The organism is Pantoea rwandensis (genome assembly GCF_002095475.1).
GTDB classification, from domain to species: Bacteria; Pseudomonadota; Gammaproteobacteria; order Enterobacterales; family Enterobacteriaceae; genus Pantoea; species Pantoea rwandensis.
The window spans coordinates 201,966-218,106 of the sequence record NZ_MLFR01000001.1; the positions used below are offsets into that span (position 1 = coordinate 201,966).

Here is a 16,141-nt window from a genome sequence, read left to right on the forward strand (position 1 = left end):
CACAGGAGATATTTAGCAAATGCTGAAAATGGAAAAGGTTTTGCGAGAATTGCATATAGAAAAAGAGCGGCATCCCGCCGCTCTGATAAGAAGATTAGTGTTGCTGCCAGGGATGATATTCGCCATTACGGCGACCCGGCGCTGTTTCGGGCAAGCGCAGCAGGCCAATCACCGAAATCACGCCCAGCACTGCTACATAAAGCGCTAATCCATACCAATGCCCGTCTGTGACTTGCAGAATTTTCACCGCGACCAAGCCAAGTACACCGCTGCCAATCAGGGAACCAACCTGCCAAATCACTGCAATACCGCTGCAGCGGATATGGGTCGGGAACAACTCTGGGAACCAAGACGCCTGTGGGGCATAACACATGCTGTGACCGAGGGTCAGGGCGACAATCATGGCGATCTGCGTTAACCAGTAGCTGTTCTGTGACAAGGCATAAAAGAACGGCACAATAGAGAGAACAATCATCAATGCACCCATCATATAAACCGGTTTTCGGCCGATTTTATCTGACAGCGCGCCCATTAACGGGATGGCGAAGACTTCCAGAATCACGGCGACAATCATGCTGTTCATCAGAATACCGGAGTCGAGATTATTGGCCTTACCCCACGCCAGGATGATCACGGTAAACAGCGCAAACGCGCAGGCTTCAATCAATTTTGCTGCTACGCCATTGACGACCAAGCGTGGATTGCCGCTGATGACCTCTTTCAACGGACGCGATTCCGCTGCTTTGGTTTCACGAATGGCAGCGAATACCGGCGACTCATCAATTCGCAGACGAATAAACAAGCCAACAATCACCAGCACCGCGCTCAGCAGGAAGGGGACACGCCAGCCCCAATCCATCATTTGATCGGCAGATAAGGTGGCGTTGAGGATAGCAAACAGTGCCAGCGGCAGTAAGAAACCCACCGGTGCGCCAATTTGCACCCAGCTAGCAAAGAAACCACGGCGTGAGGCTTGCGCATATTCGGCGGTCATCAAAACCGCACCAGCTTGTTCACCACCAACGCCAAAGCCTTGTAACAGTCGAATAGCAATCAGCAATACAGGGGCCCAGATACCAATTTTTTCGTAAGTGGGCAGTATGCCAATACAGAAGGTACCGAGACCGACAATTAAGATGGTAGCCACAAGCGCTTTTTTACGACCGACTTTATCGCCGATGTGCCCAAACACAATCCCGCCAATCGGACGTGCCAGGAAGCCCACCGCGTAGGTGGCAAAAGCGGCGAGGGTGCTGATTAACGGATCGTGGCTGGGGAAAAACAGATGACCAAAAAACAGCACGGCAGCGGTGCCATAAGCAAAGAAGTCATAATATTCTGCCGCTGTACCAATTGCGGAGGCGCTGGCAACCCGACGAATGAGTGAGGTGTGGTTTCCCTGATCGGTCTGTGTCTGGGTAAGGGTGGAAGATGCCATAACAAAGTTCCTGCCTGTTTTATAATGTTAGACTACCATACAAGAAGGTTTGTTGATTTGTTGCGCGAACGATCACAAATTTAAGCTCACAGCAAGCAAACTGGAGCCATAGAAGACCTGGTTAATTTCAGTATTTCCCTCTCTGATGGGTAAGTCTGCATATCATCCAGATGATTAAAACTAAGGCGCAATCAATTTAATTGGAATTGGACATTATTGAAATCCCCATTCAGCTAACTACTATTTTATAAAGCAACCTTTCATACTGATGTTAATCCATCAAAATATAATATTAAAAATGCTTGATCTCACAACTTGGATTTATGGTTTCAAATAATGATTAACATGAAATAAAAATACCGTTAGCGTGAGGTTCTGTTTTGTTCTGCTGTATTTCCTAATGCGTTTTACCAGGAGGGGTTATGGAAAAAGAACTTTATATATCGACTAATACGGCGTCCGGTCCGAATAGCGTGACGCGGACTGAACCTTTTGTGAAGATCATTGCCTTGGTCGCCACCTTAGGCGGTTTATTATTTGGTTATGACACGGGCGTGGTATCCGGTGCGCTGTTATTTATGCGCGATGACCTGCAATTAACCCCATTCACCACTGGCCTCGTGACCAGCTCGTTGCTGTTTGGTGCTGCTTTTGGTGCCTTGTTGGCAGGGCATTTCGCCGATGCCATGGGACGCCGTAAAATCATAATCATGCTGGCGTTTATTTTCGCTCTGGGTGCCGTGGGTTCTGCCTTCGCGCCAGATGTCGTTTCTATGATTGTTTCGCGCCTGTTTCTGGGAATTGCGGTAGGCGGCGCGGCGGCCACCGTACCGGTCTACATCGCGGAAATCGCGCCTGCCAATAAACGTGGCCAACTGGTCACCCTGCAAGAGTTGATGATCGTATCAGGTCAACTGCTGGCCTACGTATCTAACGCCACTTTTAATGAGATCTGGGGGGGAGAACATACCTGGCGCTGGATGCTGGCGATCTCAACCGTGCCTGCGGTGCTGTTGTGGCTCGGGATGATTTTCATGCCCGAAAGCCCGCGCTGGCATGTGATGCGCGGGAACACGGGTGAAGCGAGGAAAGTGCTGGAGAAAACCCGAGCGGCAGACGATGTCGAATGGGAGTTGGAAGAGATTGAAGAGACCATTGAAGAAAATCGCCAGAAGGGTAAAGGTCGACTGCGTGACCTAAAGACGCCGTGGCTGCGCAAGGTGTTTCTGCTGGGCATTGGTATCGCGGCTATCCAGCAATTGACCGGCGTGAACACCATCATGTATTACGCACCCACCATGCTGACGGCGACAGGGTTGAGTAATGATGCGGCACTCTTTGCCACCATTGCCAACGGCGTGATTTCCGTGTTGATGACACTGGTAGGGATTTGGATGATTGGTAAAATCGGCCGCCGACCGCTGGTGCTGGTTGGACAGATGGGCTGCACAGCTTGCCTGTTTTTTATTGCCGCTGTGTGCTTCTTCATGCCGGAATATCATGTGGGTGGTGAGGTTAACCTGGTGCGTGCCTATCTGGTGTTAACCGGTATGTTGATGTTCCTGTGCTTCCAGCAAGGTGCGCTTTCCCCGGTGACCTGGCTGCTATTATCGGAGATTTTTCCCGCCCGCCTACGTGGGATCTGTATGGGAGGTGCGGTCTTTGCGCTGTGGATGGCTAACTTTGCCATCTCTATGGCCTTTCCAATTTTGCTCGCCGCTTTCGGACTGGCAGGTGCGTTCCTGGCCTTTGCGATAATTGGCATCGGTGGCTCGATGTTTGTCTTGCGCACCATACCGGAAACGCGCGGTCGCAGCCTTGAACAGATCGAACACTACTTCTATGAGTTGTATGACGGTAAGCCATCAAGGTGACGTGGAACATATTTGAGTGGTGTTGATGTAAATCACTCAACGTTCACGCAGTGCGGAACAAAAAGATAATTTACTATCAAAACCAGTTAATGCGTTGCAGCAAAACAGAACATCTCTACGTAAACGGCTGATTATTATCCCAGGAAAAATCATGACGTACAAAATAAGTAATGACCGTCTCTGTGTTAACCGTAAAATTGCACCAAACTTGAGTGTTAATGCGTTTTTTAGTTTGGTGAAGGGTTTGGGTTTGAATAAAGTTGAAATTCGCAATGATATGAAAATTGGTAGTGTAACAGACGGCTTGGGTGGCGAAAAAATACGTGATCTGGCTCGCCAATATTCGCTTTCAATTGAGACCATTAATGCCGTCTATCCGTTCAACCAATTAACGGATGAAGTGCTAGAAAAGACCCGTTGTTTATTAAATGACGCGCGTGAAACGGGAGCAAAAGCATTGGTACTGTGCCCGCTGAATGATGGCACCGATATCTCCGATGAACAGACTGTTGCCGCGCTGAAAACTCTTGCCCCCCTGTTTGCGGAATACGGCGTTCAAGGGCTGGTGGAACCGTTGGGCTTCCCACAAAGTTCATTGCGTTCTGCCGCGCTGGCGCAGCAGCTCATCAAGCAAGCGGCGCGCCATTTAAAATCGTGCTCGATACCTTCCATCACCATCTGTATGAAGGGGCTGAACAGGACTTCGCGGGGGGCGTGGATGTTAACAATATCGGACTGGTGCACCTCTCGGGTGTGACCGATACGCGTCCTACCGCTGAATTGACCGATGAAGAACGCATCATGCTCAGTGCCGAAGATCTGCTGAAATCCCGTCAGCAAGTGCAGCGGCTTGAAGAGCTGGGCTACACCGGTGTTTACGCGTTCGAACCTTTCTCGTCAGTGATGGATGCATGGAGCGAAGAGGATATCGCCCGTGAAATCCGTACCAGCATTGACTACCTGAACCATTAATTTCACCTGTACAAAGATCGAAGGAACTCATCATGACGCTCAATATTGGTGTAATCGGCACGGGCGCTATCGGCCGCGAACACATTCGTCGTTGCAGCCAGGTGCTGCAAAATTCACGCGTTGTTGCACTCAATGATATCAACCGTGCTAACTGTGAGCAGGTGATTAACGATCTTGGGCTAAAAGCGGAGATCTATGACAATGCCCATGATCTGATTAATGCACCAGATGTGCAGGCTATTCTGGTGACATCCTGGGGGCCTACGCATGAAGAGTTTGTGTTGGCGGCTATCAAAGCGCGTAAAGCGGTTTTCTGTGAGAAACCACTGGCGGTCACAGCCCAAGGTTGTATGAACATTGTCGAAGCTGAGATCGCGGCAGGTAAAAAGCTGGTGCAGGTTGGCTTTATGCGTCCTTACGACAGCGGCTATCGAGCCTTGAAAAAGGTGATTGATAGCGGCGAAATTGGCGAACCTCTGATGCTGCACTGCGCGCACCGTAACCCAGAAGTGGGCGATTCATACACCACCGACATGGCCATCACCGATACGCTGATCCACGAGCTGGATGTGCTGCGCTGGCTGCTGAAAGATGATTACGTCAGTGCGCAGGTGATTTACCCGCGTAAAACCCGTAAAGCCTCTTCGCATCTGAAAGATCCGCAGATTGTGCTGCTGGAAACGGCCAAAGGCGCGCGCATCGACGTGGAAATCTTCGTTAATTGCGAATATGGCTATGATATTCAGTGTGAAGTGGTGGGGGAAACCGGTATCGCCAGTCTGCCTGAACCGATGTCTGTTCAGACCCGCAGCGCGGCAAAACTGTCAACCAGCATTCTGACTGACTGGAAAAAACGCTTTATTGATGCCTACGACGTTGAACTGCAAGATTTCATCAACAACGTGCTGTCTGGCGATATGACCGGTCCATCAGCCTGGGATGGTTATGCGGCGGCGGTAGCGGCGGATGCCTGCGTTGCTGCGCAAAACAACGGTGAGATTGTGCCGATTAAAATGCCACCGCGTCCGGCGTTCTATCAATAATACGATTTTTAGCAGGTTAGCTGCTTAACCAGTGCAGATAATGTCCAGGCCACTCTACAGTGGGTGTGCCTGGTTTACCTAAACCAAACCCGTGACCACCGGTAGCATAACGATGCATTTCAACCGGAATATGCTGTTGCTTACATGCTTCAGCCATGATCAGGGTATTGTGCGGATCGGATATGGGATCGTCCTCTGACTGTACCAGGAAAAACGGCGGTGACTGCGGATTAACATAAGCCTGTACCGACCAGGTTGTATCCGCCTCTAGCGAGGCATTGCTCCCAACCAACACTTTGTGGGTAGAGGTATGTGAGTAGGGTGGTTCCAGTGTGATGATCGGATAAATGAGTGCGGCGCGTTCAGCGGATGCCGGCAGATTATCTAATGCATCGGTCGCCTGATAAGAGCGGAAGTCCGGGCGATTGGCCGCCATCCCCAACAGATGTCCTCCAGCAGAAAACCCCAAAACGCTAACATGTTTCTCACGATGACGAACCATACGCAGTGCGCGTTGCGCATCCTGCAGCGGTGCTAACGCGCCATCTTTCCAGCCTTCCTGTGGCAGTCGGTAGCTCAGTACGTACGCGGTGTAGCCATGAGACGCCAGCCATTCTGCCGCTGGCCAAGCCTCTTTTCCCATCTCAATGCGTGTGTAGCCACCGCCCGCCGCGATGAGTACCGCCTGCCCATTCGGAGCGACGGGTTGAAGCACGGTCAACGTGGGCATTGCGATATTGCTTTGCGCTCCCTTGGCAGTGAAATGCATTGCCCCCAGTGGGCCGCCGCCACCGGGTGGTTGTTTCGGCCACAGCGGGAGAACCACCGGTTTAGCCGTCACAGCCTGGCTTAAACCACTGTGCACGACAAAGGGTAAGAGAGAAAGACAGGTGAGAAAATGGCGACGATTCATAGCCGATCCAAGCTGGGTCAAAGTAGGCTATTGAAACAGAAGAATCGGCAGAGAAAATGAAGAAGATGTTCAATTATATGTGCAAACGCGTCATTTCTTGCTCGGCTAACCACGCGGCTTGAGTGGCAGAGCGTGCGTGGATAGCTCGATGATGGCAATCCAGCGCCGGCCAACCAGCGAGGTCAATACCGAAGACATTGCACCAGCCGCACAGGACATAAAGATAGATGTCCGCAATGCTCATCGTCTCACCCAGCAAAAACAGATTGTCCTTTAACGCCGCCTCCATTTTGGTCTGGTACGTGTAACGGATGCATCGGCTACAGCGGCTGTGAATGCCTTTTGGGATTTTACTGCTCGTACTTTTAAGTGAATCAACGCTTTTCAGTTGACTAGTTACAACATACTGTAATCTACTCATGCAATCACACTGGAAGCTTCAGCGTGAATTTCGCTGTACAGCGGATAATTTTCATTACGAAATTGCCGAAGAAGATTAGAAACACCAACGGTGTGGAATCGCAGAGGAGAGCAGAGCACATTGGATGCTCTGCTCTGTGCAAAAATTTACAGCGCCACTAACACCACCCCACGCGCCTTGCCGGAACAGGCATCGGCCAACGCCTGTGGTGCTGAATCTAACCCCTGATAAAGGCTTGATGCAAAGTGTATATCTTGCCAGTCAGGATGCCCAAGCTGGTCTATCCATCTGTTAAACACTTCTGGATTCTCATCAGCGCTATAGCCCTTAAGCGTGACGCCTTTCACGATCAAGGCAAAGGAGTCGATTTCGACTGGCGCGATTTTTGTTGATTGCTTATCTGCCAGTTCGGCCGAAAGGGCACCAAGCAAAACGTAACGAGCATGTTCACGCGCTTGTGACACGGCGGCTTCCAGCTGTTCACCACCGACAATATCAACAAACACATCAATGCCTTGTGGCGCACTCACCTGCAATTGCGCGGCAATCGTGCCTTTACCACGTTCAATTGTGGCGTCGTAACCCAACTGTTCACGCATCCAGTGAGCCTTGTCTGCCGAACCCGTGCTGCCTATGAGTTTCGATGCGCCGAGACGGCGTGCGATCTGACCCGCCATCGAACCAATCGCGCCGGCACCACTGGACACAAATACGGTATCTCCTTTGCGCACCTGAATGCCCTGCGTCAATGCGGCGTAGGCGGTCCATCCGTGGCCAAGATAGGCCGCCGGGTCATGAATCTCTTTTCCGAGTGCGACACATTGCTGAGAATCAACCGAGGCGAATTCGCGCCAGCCATAGGGATGCATCACAAAATCACCCGGCGTTAAACCACTCTCAATGGGTGCCTCAATGACTTGACCGATGGCTGCATCGGCTAAGGTGTCGCCGATTTTTAGCGGTGGGAAGGGAATGCCTTTTACCTCTTCGGCTTCTACGCTCATCATCAGACGCGTTGAGATGGAAACACGAAACCAACGATTTTTCACCAGCACCTTATCTGCTTGAGAAGCAGGCAAGGGAAGCTCAACCAGAGCAAAGTTGTTTTGGTTGGGCATGCCATTGCTGCGCTGGCGTAAACGAATTTCCCTGTTGTGAATATTTTCAGGTAACATCACGGTTTTCCTCGATATGTGAGTGAATACTCGTATTATCGTTCGGAGGTACACTGATGAATACTCGTGTTACGGACCCCGCGCGCTCGATGCGCAAAGCTCCGCGCCAGCGGCGCTCACAAGTGATGGTGGATGTGATTTTGCAGGCGGCGGCTCGCGTCCTGGCAAAGAATGGCTGGTCAAAATTTAACACCAACGAAGTTGCGCGCATCGCGGGTGTCAGCATTGGTTCGCTTTATCAATATTTCCCCAACAAGTTGGCGCTGGCTGAGGCGATTCGTCAGCAACATCTTGATGCGATTCTGCAGGTTCTTGCGGCAGCAACGATTGAAGAGGGGGGTCTGACCAAGCGGATTGAACGCTTAGTTGACGGGGTAATTGCCGTGCATTTGATCAATCCCAGTCTGCATCGGGTTTTACTGGATGAGGTGCCACTCTCTGAACGCAGCGCACATGAAGATTTTGAACAGCGCTACGCACAATTTTATCGACAGTTTGTCGAACAAAATTTACAGGCAGATGAGATTCGCACGGCGATTGCGGCCAAAGTATTGGCTTCTGCTGTAGAAGGCGTGGTGCATGATGCTTCCAGGCGCAATGAGCTCAACTCGAATGAATTAAAACAGGAATTGCAGAGGTTGATACACGCCTATCTGGAAAGCAAACAGGGTGACAAGATTGCCACCCCAAAATAAACGCTTAGGCGCGCTTCGGCTCGCCACGAACCGGCAGGTCACCCGCAACAAAATAATCCGCTTTGCTGCGCGCTAATGGCTCACGACCTCGAATATTATCCGCGATCTTTTCACCAATCATAATGGTGGTGGCATTGAGGTTGCCGGTGATGATCAGCGGCATAATAGAAGCATCGACTACGCGCAATGCTTGTAATCCGTGAACACGACCTTCGCCATCGACAACCGCCATCTCATCACTGCCCATTTTGCAGGTACCGCAAGGGTGATAGGCGGTTTCACCGTGATTACGCACAAACTCATCCAGCTGCTCATCAGTTTGGCAATCCAAGCCTGGGCTGATTTCTGCGCCACGATATTTATCCAGCGCAGGCTGGTTGATAATCTGACGCGTGATGCGGATAGCATCGCGGAACTCATGCCAGTCCTGCTCATGTGCCATGTAATTGAACAAAATGGCAGGATCGCGACGTGGATCGCGTGACTTAATGCGCACGTGACCGCGGCTAGGTGAACGCATTGAACCCACATGGCACTGGAAGCCATGGGCTTCAACCGCATTCGAGCCATTGTAGTTAATCGCCACCGGCAGGAAGTGATACTGAATATTTGGCCAAGTAAACTCTTCTCGACTGCGGATAAATCCACCGCCTTCAAATTGGTTACTGGCACCGATACCCGTGCCGTTAAACAGCCACTCGGCACCAATCTTCGGTTGGTTATACCATTTCAGTGCAGGATAGAGCGAAACCGGTTCTTTGCACTCATACTGCAAGTACATTTCGAGGTGGTCCTGTAGGTTCTCACCCACGCCAGGCAAGTCATGCACTACCGGAATTTCAAATTTCTCCAGCAGCTCTGCTGAACCCACACCTGAGCGCTGCAAAATCTGTGGTGAGGCGATTGCACCAGCACACAGTAATACTTCACGTCGCGCATGCACCTGATGTGAGGTATTGCTACCGCCTTGTAAGTACTGCACGCCCACTGCACGTTTACCTTCAAACAGAATGCGGTCAGTAGTCGCATGGGTCACGATTTTCAGGTTCGGACGCACTTTTGCGGTATCAAGATAGCCGCGTGCGGTACTGGAACGGCGACCTTTTGGCGTCACAAAACGATCCATCGGGCCAAAACCTTCCTGCTGATAACCGTTCAGATCTTCCGTGCGCGGATAGCCCGCCTCCACGCCGGCTTCAATCATCGCCGCGAACAGTGGATTGTTATCAGGTTTACAGGTGGTGATGCTCACCGGGCCTTCGCTGCCGTGGTAATCATTGGCGCCAATATCGCGCGTCTCTGATTTGCGGTAGTAGGGCAGGCAATCCAGATAACTCCAACTTTCTAAGCCGGGCTGCTGTGCCCAGTTATCGAGATCCATGGCGTTACCTCGGATGTAACACATACCGTTGATCAGCGATGATCCGCCCAGCCCTTTACCGCGTCCGCACTCCATGCGGCGATTGTTCATGTGCGGTTCTGGCTCAGTTTCATATGCCCAGTTGTAGCGTTTGCCCTGTAAAGGGAACGCCAGTGCCGCAGGCATTTGGGTACGGAAATCGAAGCGGTAGTCAGGACCACCGGCTTCTAATAGCAGCACGTTTACGCTGCTGTCTTCGGTCAGTCTTGTTGCCAAAACGTTCCCTGCGGATCCGGCTCCGATAATGATGTAATCAAATTCCATTAGTCGCTCCTCAGGTTAAGCTCAATTAAAATACGGACTGAAAACGGGTTAATTCGACCTGCACTGATTTCACCTGGGTGTAATTTTGCAGTGTCATCAGGCCATTCTCACGGCCAATTCCCGAATGCTTGTAGCCACCCACAGGCATCTCGGCGGCAGATTCGCCCCAGGTGTTGATCCAGCAAATACCCGCTTCAATCTGGTGAATCACACGATGTGCGCGGTTAAGATCTTGCGTTACCACACCGGCAGCCAGACCGAAATCGGTGGCATTGGCGCGGCGCACCACTTCTTCTTCGCTCTCGTAGGTCAGGATTGACATCACTGGCCCAAAGATCTCTTCACGTACAATAGTCATCTCATCACGCAGTCGGTGAACACAGTAGGTTCAACCCAGGCACCGTTATCAAAATCCGCGCCGCTCAGACGTTGACCGCCACACAGCAGACGAGCGCCTTCTTTAAGGCCGGTTTCGATGTAGCGCATCACGTTATCGCGATGTGGGAAGCTCACCAGCGGGCCAAAGTTAGTGGCCGGGTCGTTGACATCACCAGCTTTGATGCGCGCCACGCGCTCGGCGATTTTTGCTTCAAAGGTGGCCTGGAATTTGGCAGGGATGAACACGCGCGTGCCGTTGGTGCACACCTGACCAGAGCTGTAGAAGTTCGCCATCATGGCAATATCAGCGGCCAGATCGAGGTCGGCATCTTCAAAGATGATCAGCGGAGATTTACCGCCCAGTTCCATGGTCACTTCTTTCAAGGTTGAACCTGCGGCATTGGCCATCACTTTTTTGCCACTGGCCACGCCACCGGTGAAAGAGACTTTGTCGATGCCAGGATGGTCAGTAAGCAACTGACCGGTTACCGCACCGCGGCCGTTTAACACGTTGAAGACACCAGCTGGCACACCGGCTTCGGTGTAAATTTCAGCCAGTTTCAGTGCGGTGAGGGGCGTCACTTCGCTTGGTTTGAAGATCATGGCGTTACCGGCCGCCAGTGCAGGCGCGGACTTCCACAGGGCAATCTGAATCGGGTAGTTCCATGCACCGATGCCCGCGACCACACCGAGCGGTTCGCGGCGGGTGTAAACGAAAGCGGTGTCACGCAGTGGGATCTGTTGGCCTTCCAAGGTCGGAATCAGACCGGCGTAATACTCCAGTACATCGGCACCGGTCACGATATCGACATACAGGGTTTCGCTCAGGGGTTTACCGGTATCGAGGGTTTCAAGCGCGGCTAATTCGTCATTACGTTCACGCAGAATATCAACGGCACGACGCAGAATGCGCGAACGCTCCATTGATGTCATCGCTGCCCAGACTTTCTGGCCTTTTTGCGCGGCAGCAACTGCACGATCAACATCAGCGCGCTCCGCTTCATGAACTTCGGCCAGTACTTCGCCATTCGCAGGGTTGATGGTCTGGAACGTATTACCTGCGGCAGCGGGCACTAATGCGCCATCGATGTACAGGTGCTGCTCGGTGAATCGGGACATAGTTTCTCCTTCCTCAGTGATTCTGATGGCCAGCAAGCTGCTGGCTGATGAATTGAGTGGTCAGCGTGCGGGCAATACCCAGATCGAAGGGTTTACCGCTCAGTGCTGCACGTAGCCAGAGTCCGTCGATTAACGATGCCAAGCCGTGAGCGGCGAGTCGGGCATGTTCGCGCGGCAATTCGCGACGAAATTCAGCCGCCAACGTGGAGAACAAGCGTCGACTACTCACGCGCTCAAGACGGCCCAACTGCGGCTGATGCATGCTGCTGGCCCAGAAATCCAGCCAGGCTTTCATCGCGGCACTGTGCACCTGCGTGTCATCAAAGTTACCTTCAACAATGGCCAGTAAACGCGCTTCGGTCGTCGCTGCTGCCAGCGGTTTCAATCTCGCGGCAACCGCATCGCGTAATTGGCGCGTGACATCCCGCATGGTGGCTTCCAGCAGACCGTTTTTGTCTTTGAAGTAGTGACTGATGATGCCGGTTGAGACGCCCGCACGGCGCGCAATTTGCGCAATCGTGGCGTCATTAATCCCGACTTCGTTAATGGTATCGAGGGTTGCATCAATCAGTTGCCGACGACGAATCGGCTGCATTCCCACCTTTGGCATGACTCCAGCTCCACCACAATGTAAGGGCACCATTAAAACTTTTTTTGATTGCACGTTCAATATAAAAAAGAAATTTGTTAGGATGCTGTGCTTCGATTGTTACAAAAACGCAGCGGTGAACCGGGCTATGCGGGATATCGCCAGTAGAAAGCACCAAATGGAGGGAACACAGGGGAGTAAACAACAACAAGACCAGGCGAACTGGTCACGCTAATTCATTGAGTCATTACAGGAAATTAACCAGAGGTAACCGATGATTAATCCACCTGCCAGTGAAAAAGACAGAATCAATCCCGTGGTGTTTTTTACCTCGGCCGGACTGATTCTGACATTTTCACTTGTCACTATCTTCTACAGCGAGCTGGCTGCGAGCTGGATTCAGACCGCAGTCAATTGGGTCACATCCACGTTCGGCTGGTACTACATGCTTGCCGCCACGCTCTACATTGTTTTCGTGGTGTACATGGCCTGCTCGCGTTACGGCGCGATCAAACTCGGGCCAGAACAGTCCAAACCTGAATTCAGCTTGCTAAGCTGGTCTGCCATGCTGTTTGCCGCCGGTATCGGTATCGATTTGATGTTCTTCTCGGTAGCTGAACCGGTTACGCAATATATGCAACCGCCCGAAGGCGCAGGCCAAACCATGGAAGCGGCGCGTCAGGCCATGGTGTGGACGCTGTTCCACTACGGCGTGACCGGTTGGTCGATGTATGCGCTGATGGGCATCGCACTGGGCTACTTCAGCTATCGCTACAATCTGCCGCTGACTATCCGTTCTGCGCTCTATCCTATCTTTGGCAAACGCATTAATGGGCCGATTGGCCATACTGTCGATATCGCGGCAGTGGTCGGCACCATCTTCGGTATTGCCACCACGTTAGGTATTGGCGTGGTGCAGCTCAACTACGGCTTGAATGTCCTGTTTGATATCCCGGAAGGCTTCACCGCGCAGGCAGCTTTGATTGTGCTGTCCGTAATTATTGCCACCATTTCGGTGACATCCGGTGTGGATAAAGGCATTCGTATTCTGTCGGAACTGAACGTAGCGCTGGCGCTGGGATTGATCTTGTTCGTGTTGTTTATGGGCAAAACTGATTTCCTGTTGAACGCGCTGGTGCTAAACGTCGGTGATTACATCAACCGCTTTATGGGCATGACGCTGAACACCTTTGCGTTTGATCAGCCGAGAGAGTGGATGAACAGTTGGACCCTGTTCTTCTGGGCATGGTGGGTTGCCTGGTCACCCTTTGTTGGCTTGTTCCTCGCACGTATTTCACGTGGCCGTACCATTCGTGAGTTTGTACTCGGGACGCTAATTATTCCGTTCACCTTTACCTTGTTGTGGCTGTCGGTATTCGGCAATGCGGCACTGTATGAAATCATTCACGGTGATGCGGGCTTTGCACAGGAAGTGATGGCGCATGCTGAGCGTGGTTTTTACAGCCTGCTGGCACAGTATCCTGCCTTTAAGTTCAGCGCGTCTGTTGCCACCATTACCGGCATGCTGTTCTACGTCACCTCAGCAGACTCAGGTTCGTTGGTATTGGGTAACTTCACGTCAAAACTGAAGGACATCAACAGTGATGCGCCGAACTGGCTGCGTATCTTCTGGTCGGTAGCAATTGGTGTGTTGACTATGGGTATGTTGATGACCAACGGCATCTCAGCACTGCAAAACGCCACGGTAATCATGGGCCTGCCATTTAGCTTTGTGATCTTCTTTGTTATGGCCGGATTGTATAAATCGCTGAAGGTGGAAGATCATCGTCGCGCCAGTGCCAGCCGAGAAACCGCGCCCTACATTCCGGCCAGTAACGATCGTTTAAGCTGGAAGAAACGCCTGTCACGTCTGATGAACTATCCCGGCACGCGCTATACCCAGCAGATGATGGAGAGCGTTCTGTTTCCCGCGATGCAGGACGTAGCAAAAGAGCTGGAATTGCGCGGCGGACGCGTGTCTCTTGAACGTATTGAGGCGGAAGAAGAGCATCCGCTGGGCTATCTTGATCTGCGGGTGATGCTGGGCGAAGAGCAAGACTTCGTTTATCAAATCTGGCCGCAGCAGTATTCGGTGCCGGGCTTTACCTATCGTGCCCGCAGCGGTAAATCGACCTATTACCGACTCGAAACGTTCCTGCTGGAGGGTAGCCAGGGCAATGACTTGATGGACTACAACAAAGAGCAGGTGATTATCGATATTCTCGATCAGTACGAACGTCACCTTAACTTTATCCATCTCCACCGCGAAGCGCCTGGGAGTAATATTACTTACCCAAGCGTGTAAACAGAGGGGCGGCCAAAAGGCCGCCTTAAAAGTATTAAAGCGTTAACGCCGCGTTGCCCGGATTGGCAATAACCAGTCGGCCAACGTGGTAATCATTGCCGTTACTGTCATTTTCATGGCTCACCACTTCAAGTTTCGCAGTCGATGCCACTGCAGTGAATTGCCCCTGCAACGTCACCCATTGATCTTTGACGGTCAGCTCTACAACATCCGTGATGTCTTTGCCATCGACGCGCAGTGACAATTTTGGCGTTGTCAATTTTGCAATCACGCGCTTAGTCCGAATCATGAAGATGTAATCACAGTTAGGTTGCAAACCAGATAGCGATTTTTGCAGGATCACCCCTGCATGAGGTTTGCCTGGTGCGGTTTTGAAATAAATGCCTTTAGTTTTATTGTCTGGATAATCCACCATATCGAAATCGTGACCGACTTCACCGGCTTGCCAGTTATTCCAGTTGCCGTCTGTAAACAGCGTTGCATCGACAAAGTCTGGTGCGGTCGGCTGAAGTTGTGCCTCAGAGGTGGCGGTGGGCGGAACGTGACGGTGTGGCGCGGCGTTTTCACTATGGTCATGGTCGTTACAGCGGCACCCCCCTGATGAACCTGCATCACCTTTGGGCCCACAGGCATCAACCAATTTGTCGAGAATACCTGCCAGGGTATTTACTGCGCGTATAATTTCTGGCGCCTGCTCGCAAATGCTGCTGCCTTGATGATTCTGAGCGCCGCTATCAGTTGCCGTCGTCTTACCCTCTAACCGATCGGCCTCCGCTTGTTTCTCGGCGATAGCTTCTGCGGGTGGAACTAGCCCGGCGCAAATGGTGTCTTTCAAGACTTGGGTAAAATCTGCTACACCTCGCGTATAAATATAGTGCTCACCGCCGGTACGCAGCGCCAAACGCTTATATTCCACAATCATTTTTTGTTCGTCGTCATCAGATGGGTAGGGGGTGCTTTCGTGAGGTGTACCCAGGTAGGTGTGTACTTTGACGCTTTGAGCAATGGCGGTTTTTATAGCGTTATTGCAGGCCTCAATCCGTGCGTTATTCAGCACCATATCGCCGCCTTCCAGACTCTCATCACCCAGTACAAACAGGTTGCGTTCTGCGCCATCACGCCAGTCAAAGTATTGGCTGACGTCCTCTACCGCGCGAGCCACATCTTCTTGCGCACCGGCACGCGCCGCCGTGTTATAAACGCGGCCTTTTAAGCTGTTTCCTGCCACGCCAAGGGTGTTTAGATAGCTGCGCACCGATTGTTCGAACTTACTGTTTTTGAATTGCCCTTCAATACCAAGAAATTCAACGCGCAAATCTGAAGGGCAAGATGCTGTTGCCACTTCAATCGCGCGGTTAAGTGCTTCACTCAGTGCCGTCGCTTCGTCCGCCATTGAGTTGCTGGTATCAATGACAATAACCAGATCAACTTTTTTGGTTGCTGAAAAACTCATTTTAGATCCTTTTATGGGTAGAGGTTTGTTGATAAAAATTAAGTAAAGCTACTCAATTTAACAAAAGGCTAGAAGTAAAATT

11 protein-coding genes and 2 pseudogenes are annotated in these 16,141 nt (G+C 51.6%); 5 read left to right on the forward strand and 8 right to left on the reverse strand.

Annotated elements, in window-relative coordinates; all coding sequences use genetic code 11:
• Window positions 1-94 precede the first annotated feature (94 nt).
• Entirely contained in the window at window positions 95-1,438 is a 1,344-nt protein-coding gene (locus HA51_RS00990; RefSeq protein WP_084931294.1) for an MFS transporter, read from the reverse strand.
• A 422-nt stretch (window positions 1,439-1,860) separates the two neighbouring features.
• Between HA51_RS00990 and HA51_RS00995 the strand changes: the two genes are divergently transcribed.
• From HA51_RS00995 to iolG, 3 genes and pseudogenes are all read left to right on the forward strand, one after another.
• On the forward strand, window positions 1,861-3,312 hold the full coding sequence (locus HA51_RS00995) for a sugar porter family MFS transporter (RefSeq protein ID WP_084931296.1): 1,452 nt from the start codon (window positions 1,861-1,863) through the stop codon (window positions 3,310-3,312).
• Window positions 3,313-3,463: 151 nt separating this feature from the next.
• Window positions 3,464-4,284 (forward strand): annotated as a pseudogene (locus tag HA51_RS01000) (TIM barrel protein).
• Between the two features lie 32 nt (window positions 4,285-4,316).
• On the forward strand, window positions 4,317-5,327 hold the full coding sequence (gene iolG / locus HA51_RS01005) for a bifunctional inositol 2-dehydrogenase/D-chiro-inositol 1-dehydrogenase (RefSeq protein ID WP_084931298.1): 1,011 nt from the start codon (window positions 4,317-4,319) through the stop codon (window positions 5,325-5,327).
• A gap of 16 nt (window positions 5,328-5,343) precedes the next feature.
• Here iolG and HA51_RS01010 read toward each other — a convergent pair whose 3' ends face one another.
• The 3 genes from HA51_RS01010 to HA51_RS01020 all read right to left on the reverse strand — a co-directional run bounded on the left by HA51_RS01010 (window position 5,344) and on the right by HA51_RS01020 (window position 7,836).
• Window positions 5,344-6,240 (reverse strand): alpha/beta hydrolase, encoded by an 897-nt coding sequence (locus HA51_RS01010; protein ID WP_084931299.1) that lies wholly within the window; start codon window positions 6,238-6,240, stop codon window positions 5,344-5,346.
• Between the two features lie 73 nt (window positions 6,241-6,313).
• Window positions 6,314-6,661, reverse strand: coding sequence for a glutathione S-transferase C-terminal domain-containing protein (locus tag HA51_RS27720; protein ID WP_139810605.1), 348 nt, complete (start codon window positions 6,659-6,661; stop codon window positions 6,314-6,316).
• 146 nt (window positions 6,662-6,807) lie between these two features.
• Window positions 6,808-7,836 (reverse strand): MDR family NADP-dependent oxidoreductase, encoded by a 1,029-nt coding sequence (locus HA51_RS01020; protein ID WP_084931303.1) that lies wholly within the window; start codon window positions 7,834-7,836, stop codon window positions 6,808-6,810.
• A 56-nt stretch (window positions 7,837-7,892) separates the two neighbouring features.
• Between HA51_RS01020 and HA51_RS01025 the strand changes: the two genes are divergently transcribed.
• Window positions 7,893-8,531: a TetR/AcrR family transcriptional regulator gene (locus HA51_RS01025; protein ID WP_084931305.1), complete on the forward strand. Its 639-nt coding sequence runs from the start codon at window positions 7,893-7,895 to the stop codon at window positions 8,529-8,531.
• 4 nt (window positions 8,532-8,535) lie between these two features.
• Here HA51_RS01025 and betA read toward each other — a convergent pair whose 3' ends face one another.
• The 3 genes and pseudogenes from betA to betI all read right to left on the reverse strand — a co-directional run bounded on the left by betA (window position 8,536) and on the right by betI (window position 12,322).
• The gene (betA, locus tag HA51_RS01030; protein ID WP_084931307.1) at window positions 8,536-10,215 is read right to left on the reverse strand and encodes a choline dehydrogenase; all 1,680 of its coding nucleotides are present in this window, start codon (window positions 10,213-10,215) and stop codon (window positions 8,536-8,538) included.
• 25 nt (window positions 10,216-10,240) lie between these two features.
• A pseudogene (gene betB, locus HA51_RS01035) lies at window positions 10,241-11,712 on the reverse strand (betaine-aldehyde dehydrogenase).
• A gap of 13 nt (window positions 11,713-11,725) precedes the next feature.
• Window positions 11,726-12,322 (reverse strand): transcriptional regulator BetI, encoded by a 597-nt coding sequence (betI, locus tag HA51_RS01040; protein ID WP_084931310.1) that lies wholly within the window; start codon window positions 12,320-12,322, stop codon window positions 11,726-11,728.
• A gap of 253 nt (window positions 12,323-12,575) precedes the next feature.
• On the opposite strand from betI, the gene HA51_RS01045 reads away from it, so the two are divergent.
• Window positions 12,576-14,606, forward strand: coding sequence for a choline transporter (locus HA51_RS01045; protein WP_084931313.1), 2,031 nt, complete (start codon window positions 12,576-12,578; stop codon window positions 14,604-14,606).
• A 34-nt stretch (window positions 14,607-14,640) separates the two neighbouring features.
• Here the strand turns inward: HA51_RS01045 and HA51_RS01050 are convergent, their stop codons facing one another.
• Window positions 14,641-16,059: a carbohydrate binding domain-containing protein gene (locus HA51_RS01050; protein ID WP_084931316.1), complete on the reverse strand. Its 1,419-nt coding sequence runs from the start codon at window positions 16,057-16,059 to the stop codon at window positions 14,641-14,643.
• Window positions 16,060-16,141: the final 82 nt, after the last annotated feature.

Excerpts from the sequence above, each read along its gene's own strand:
- HA51_RS00990 (WP_084931294.1), bottom strand. The coding sequence starts at position 1,438 with ATGGCATCTTCCACCCTTACCCAGACACAGACCGATCAGGGAAACCAC.
- HA51_RS00995 (WP_084931296.1), top strand. The coding sequence starts at position 1,861 with ATGGAAAAAGAACTTTATATATCGACTAATACGGCGTCCGGTCCGAAT.
- iolG (WP_084931298.1), top strand. The coding sequence starts at position 4,317 with ATGACGCTCAATATTGGTGTAATCGGCACGGGCGCTATCGGCCGCGAA.
- HA51_RS01010 (WP_084931299.1), bottom strand. The coding sequence starts at position 6,240 with ATGAATCGTCGCCATTTTCTCACCTGTCTTTCTCTCTTACCCTTTGTC.
- HA51_RS27720 (WP_139810605.1), bottom strand. The coding sequence starts at position 6,661 with ATGAGTAGATTACAGTATGTTGTAACTAGTCAACTGAAAAGCGTTGAT.
- HA51_RS01020 (WP_084931303.1), bottom strand. The coding sequence starts at position 7,836 with ATGTTACCTGAAAATATTCACAACAGGGAAATTCGTTTACGCCAGCGC.
- HA51_RS01025 (WP_084931305.1), top strand. The coding sequence starts at position 7,893 with ATGAATACTCGTGTTACGGACCCCGCGCGCTCGATGCGCAAAGCTCCG.
- betA (WP_084931307.1), bottom strand. The coding sequence starts at position 10,215 with ATGGAATTTGATTACATCATTATCGGAGCCGGATCCGCAGGGAACGTT.
- betI (WP_084931310.1), bottom strand. The coding sequence starts at position 12,322 with ATGCCAAAGGTGGGAATGCAGCCGATTCGTCGTCGGCAACTGATTGAT.
- HA51_RS01045 (WP_084931313.1), top strand. The coding sequence starts at position 12,576 with ATGATTAATCCACCTGCCAGTGAAAAAGACAGAATCAATCCCGTGGTG.
- HA51_RS01050 (WP_084931316.1), bottom strand. The coding sequence starts at position 16,059 with ATGAGTTTTTCAGCAACCAAAAAAGTTGATCTGGTTATTGTCATTGAT.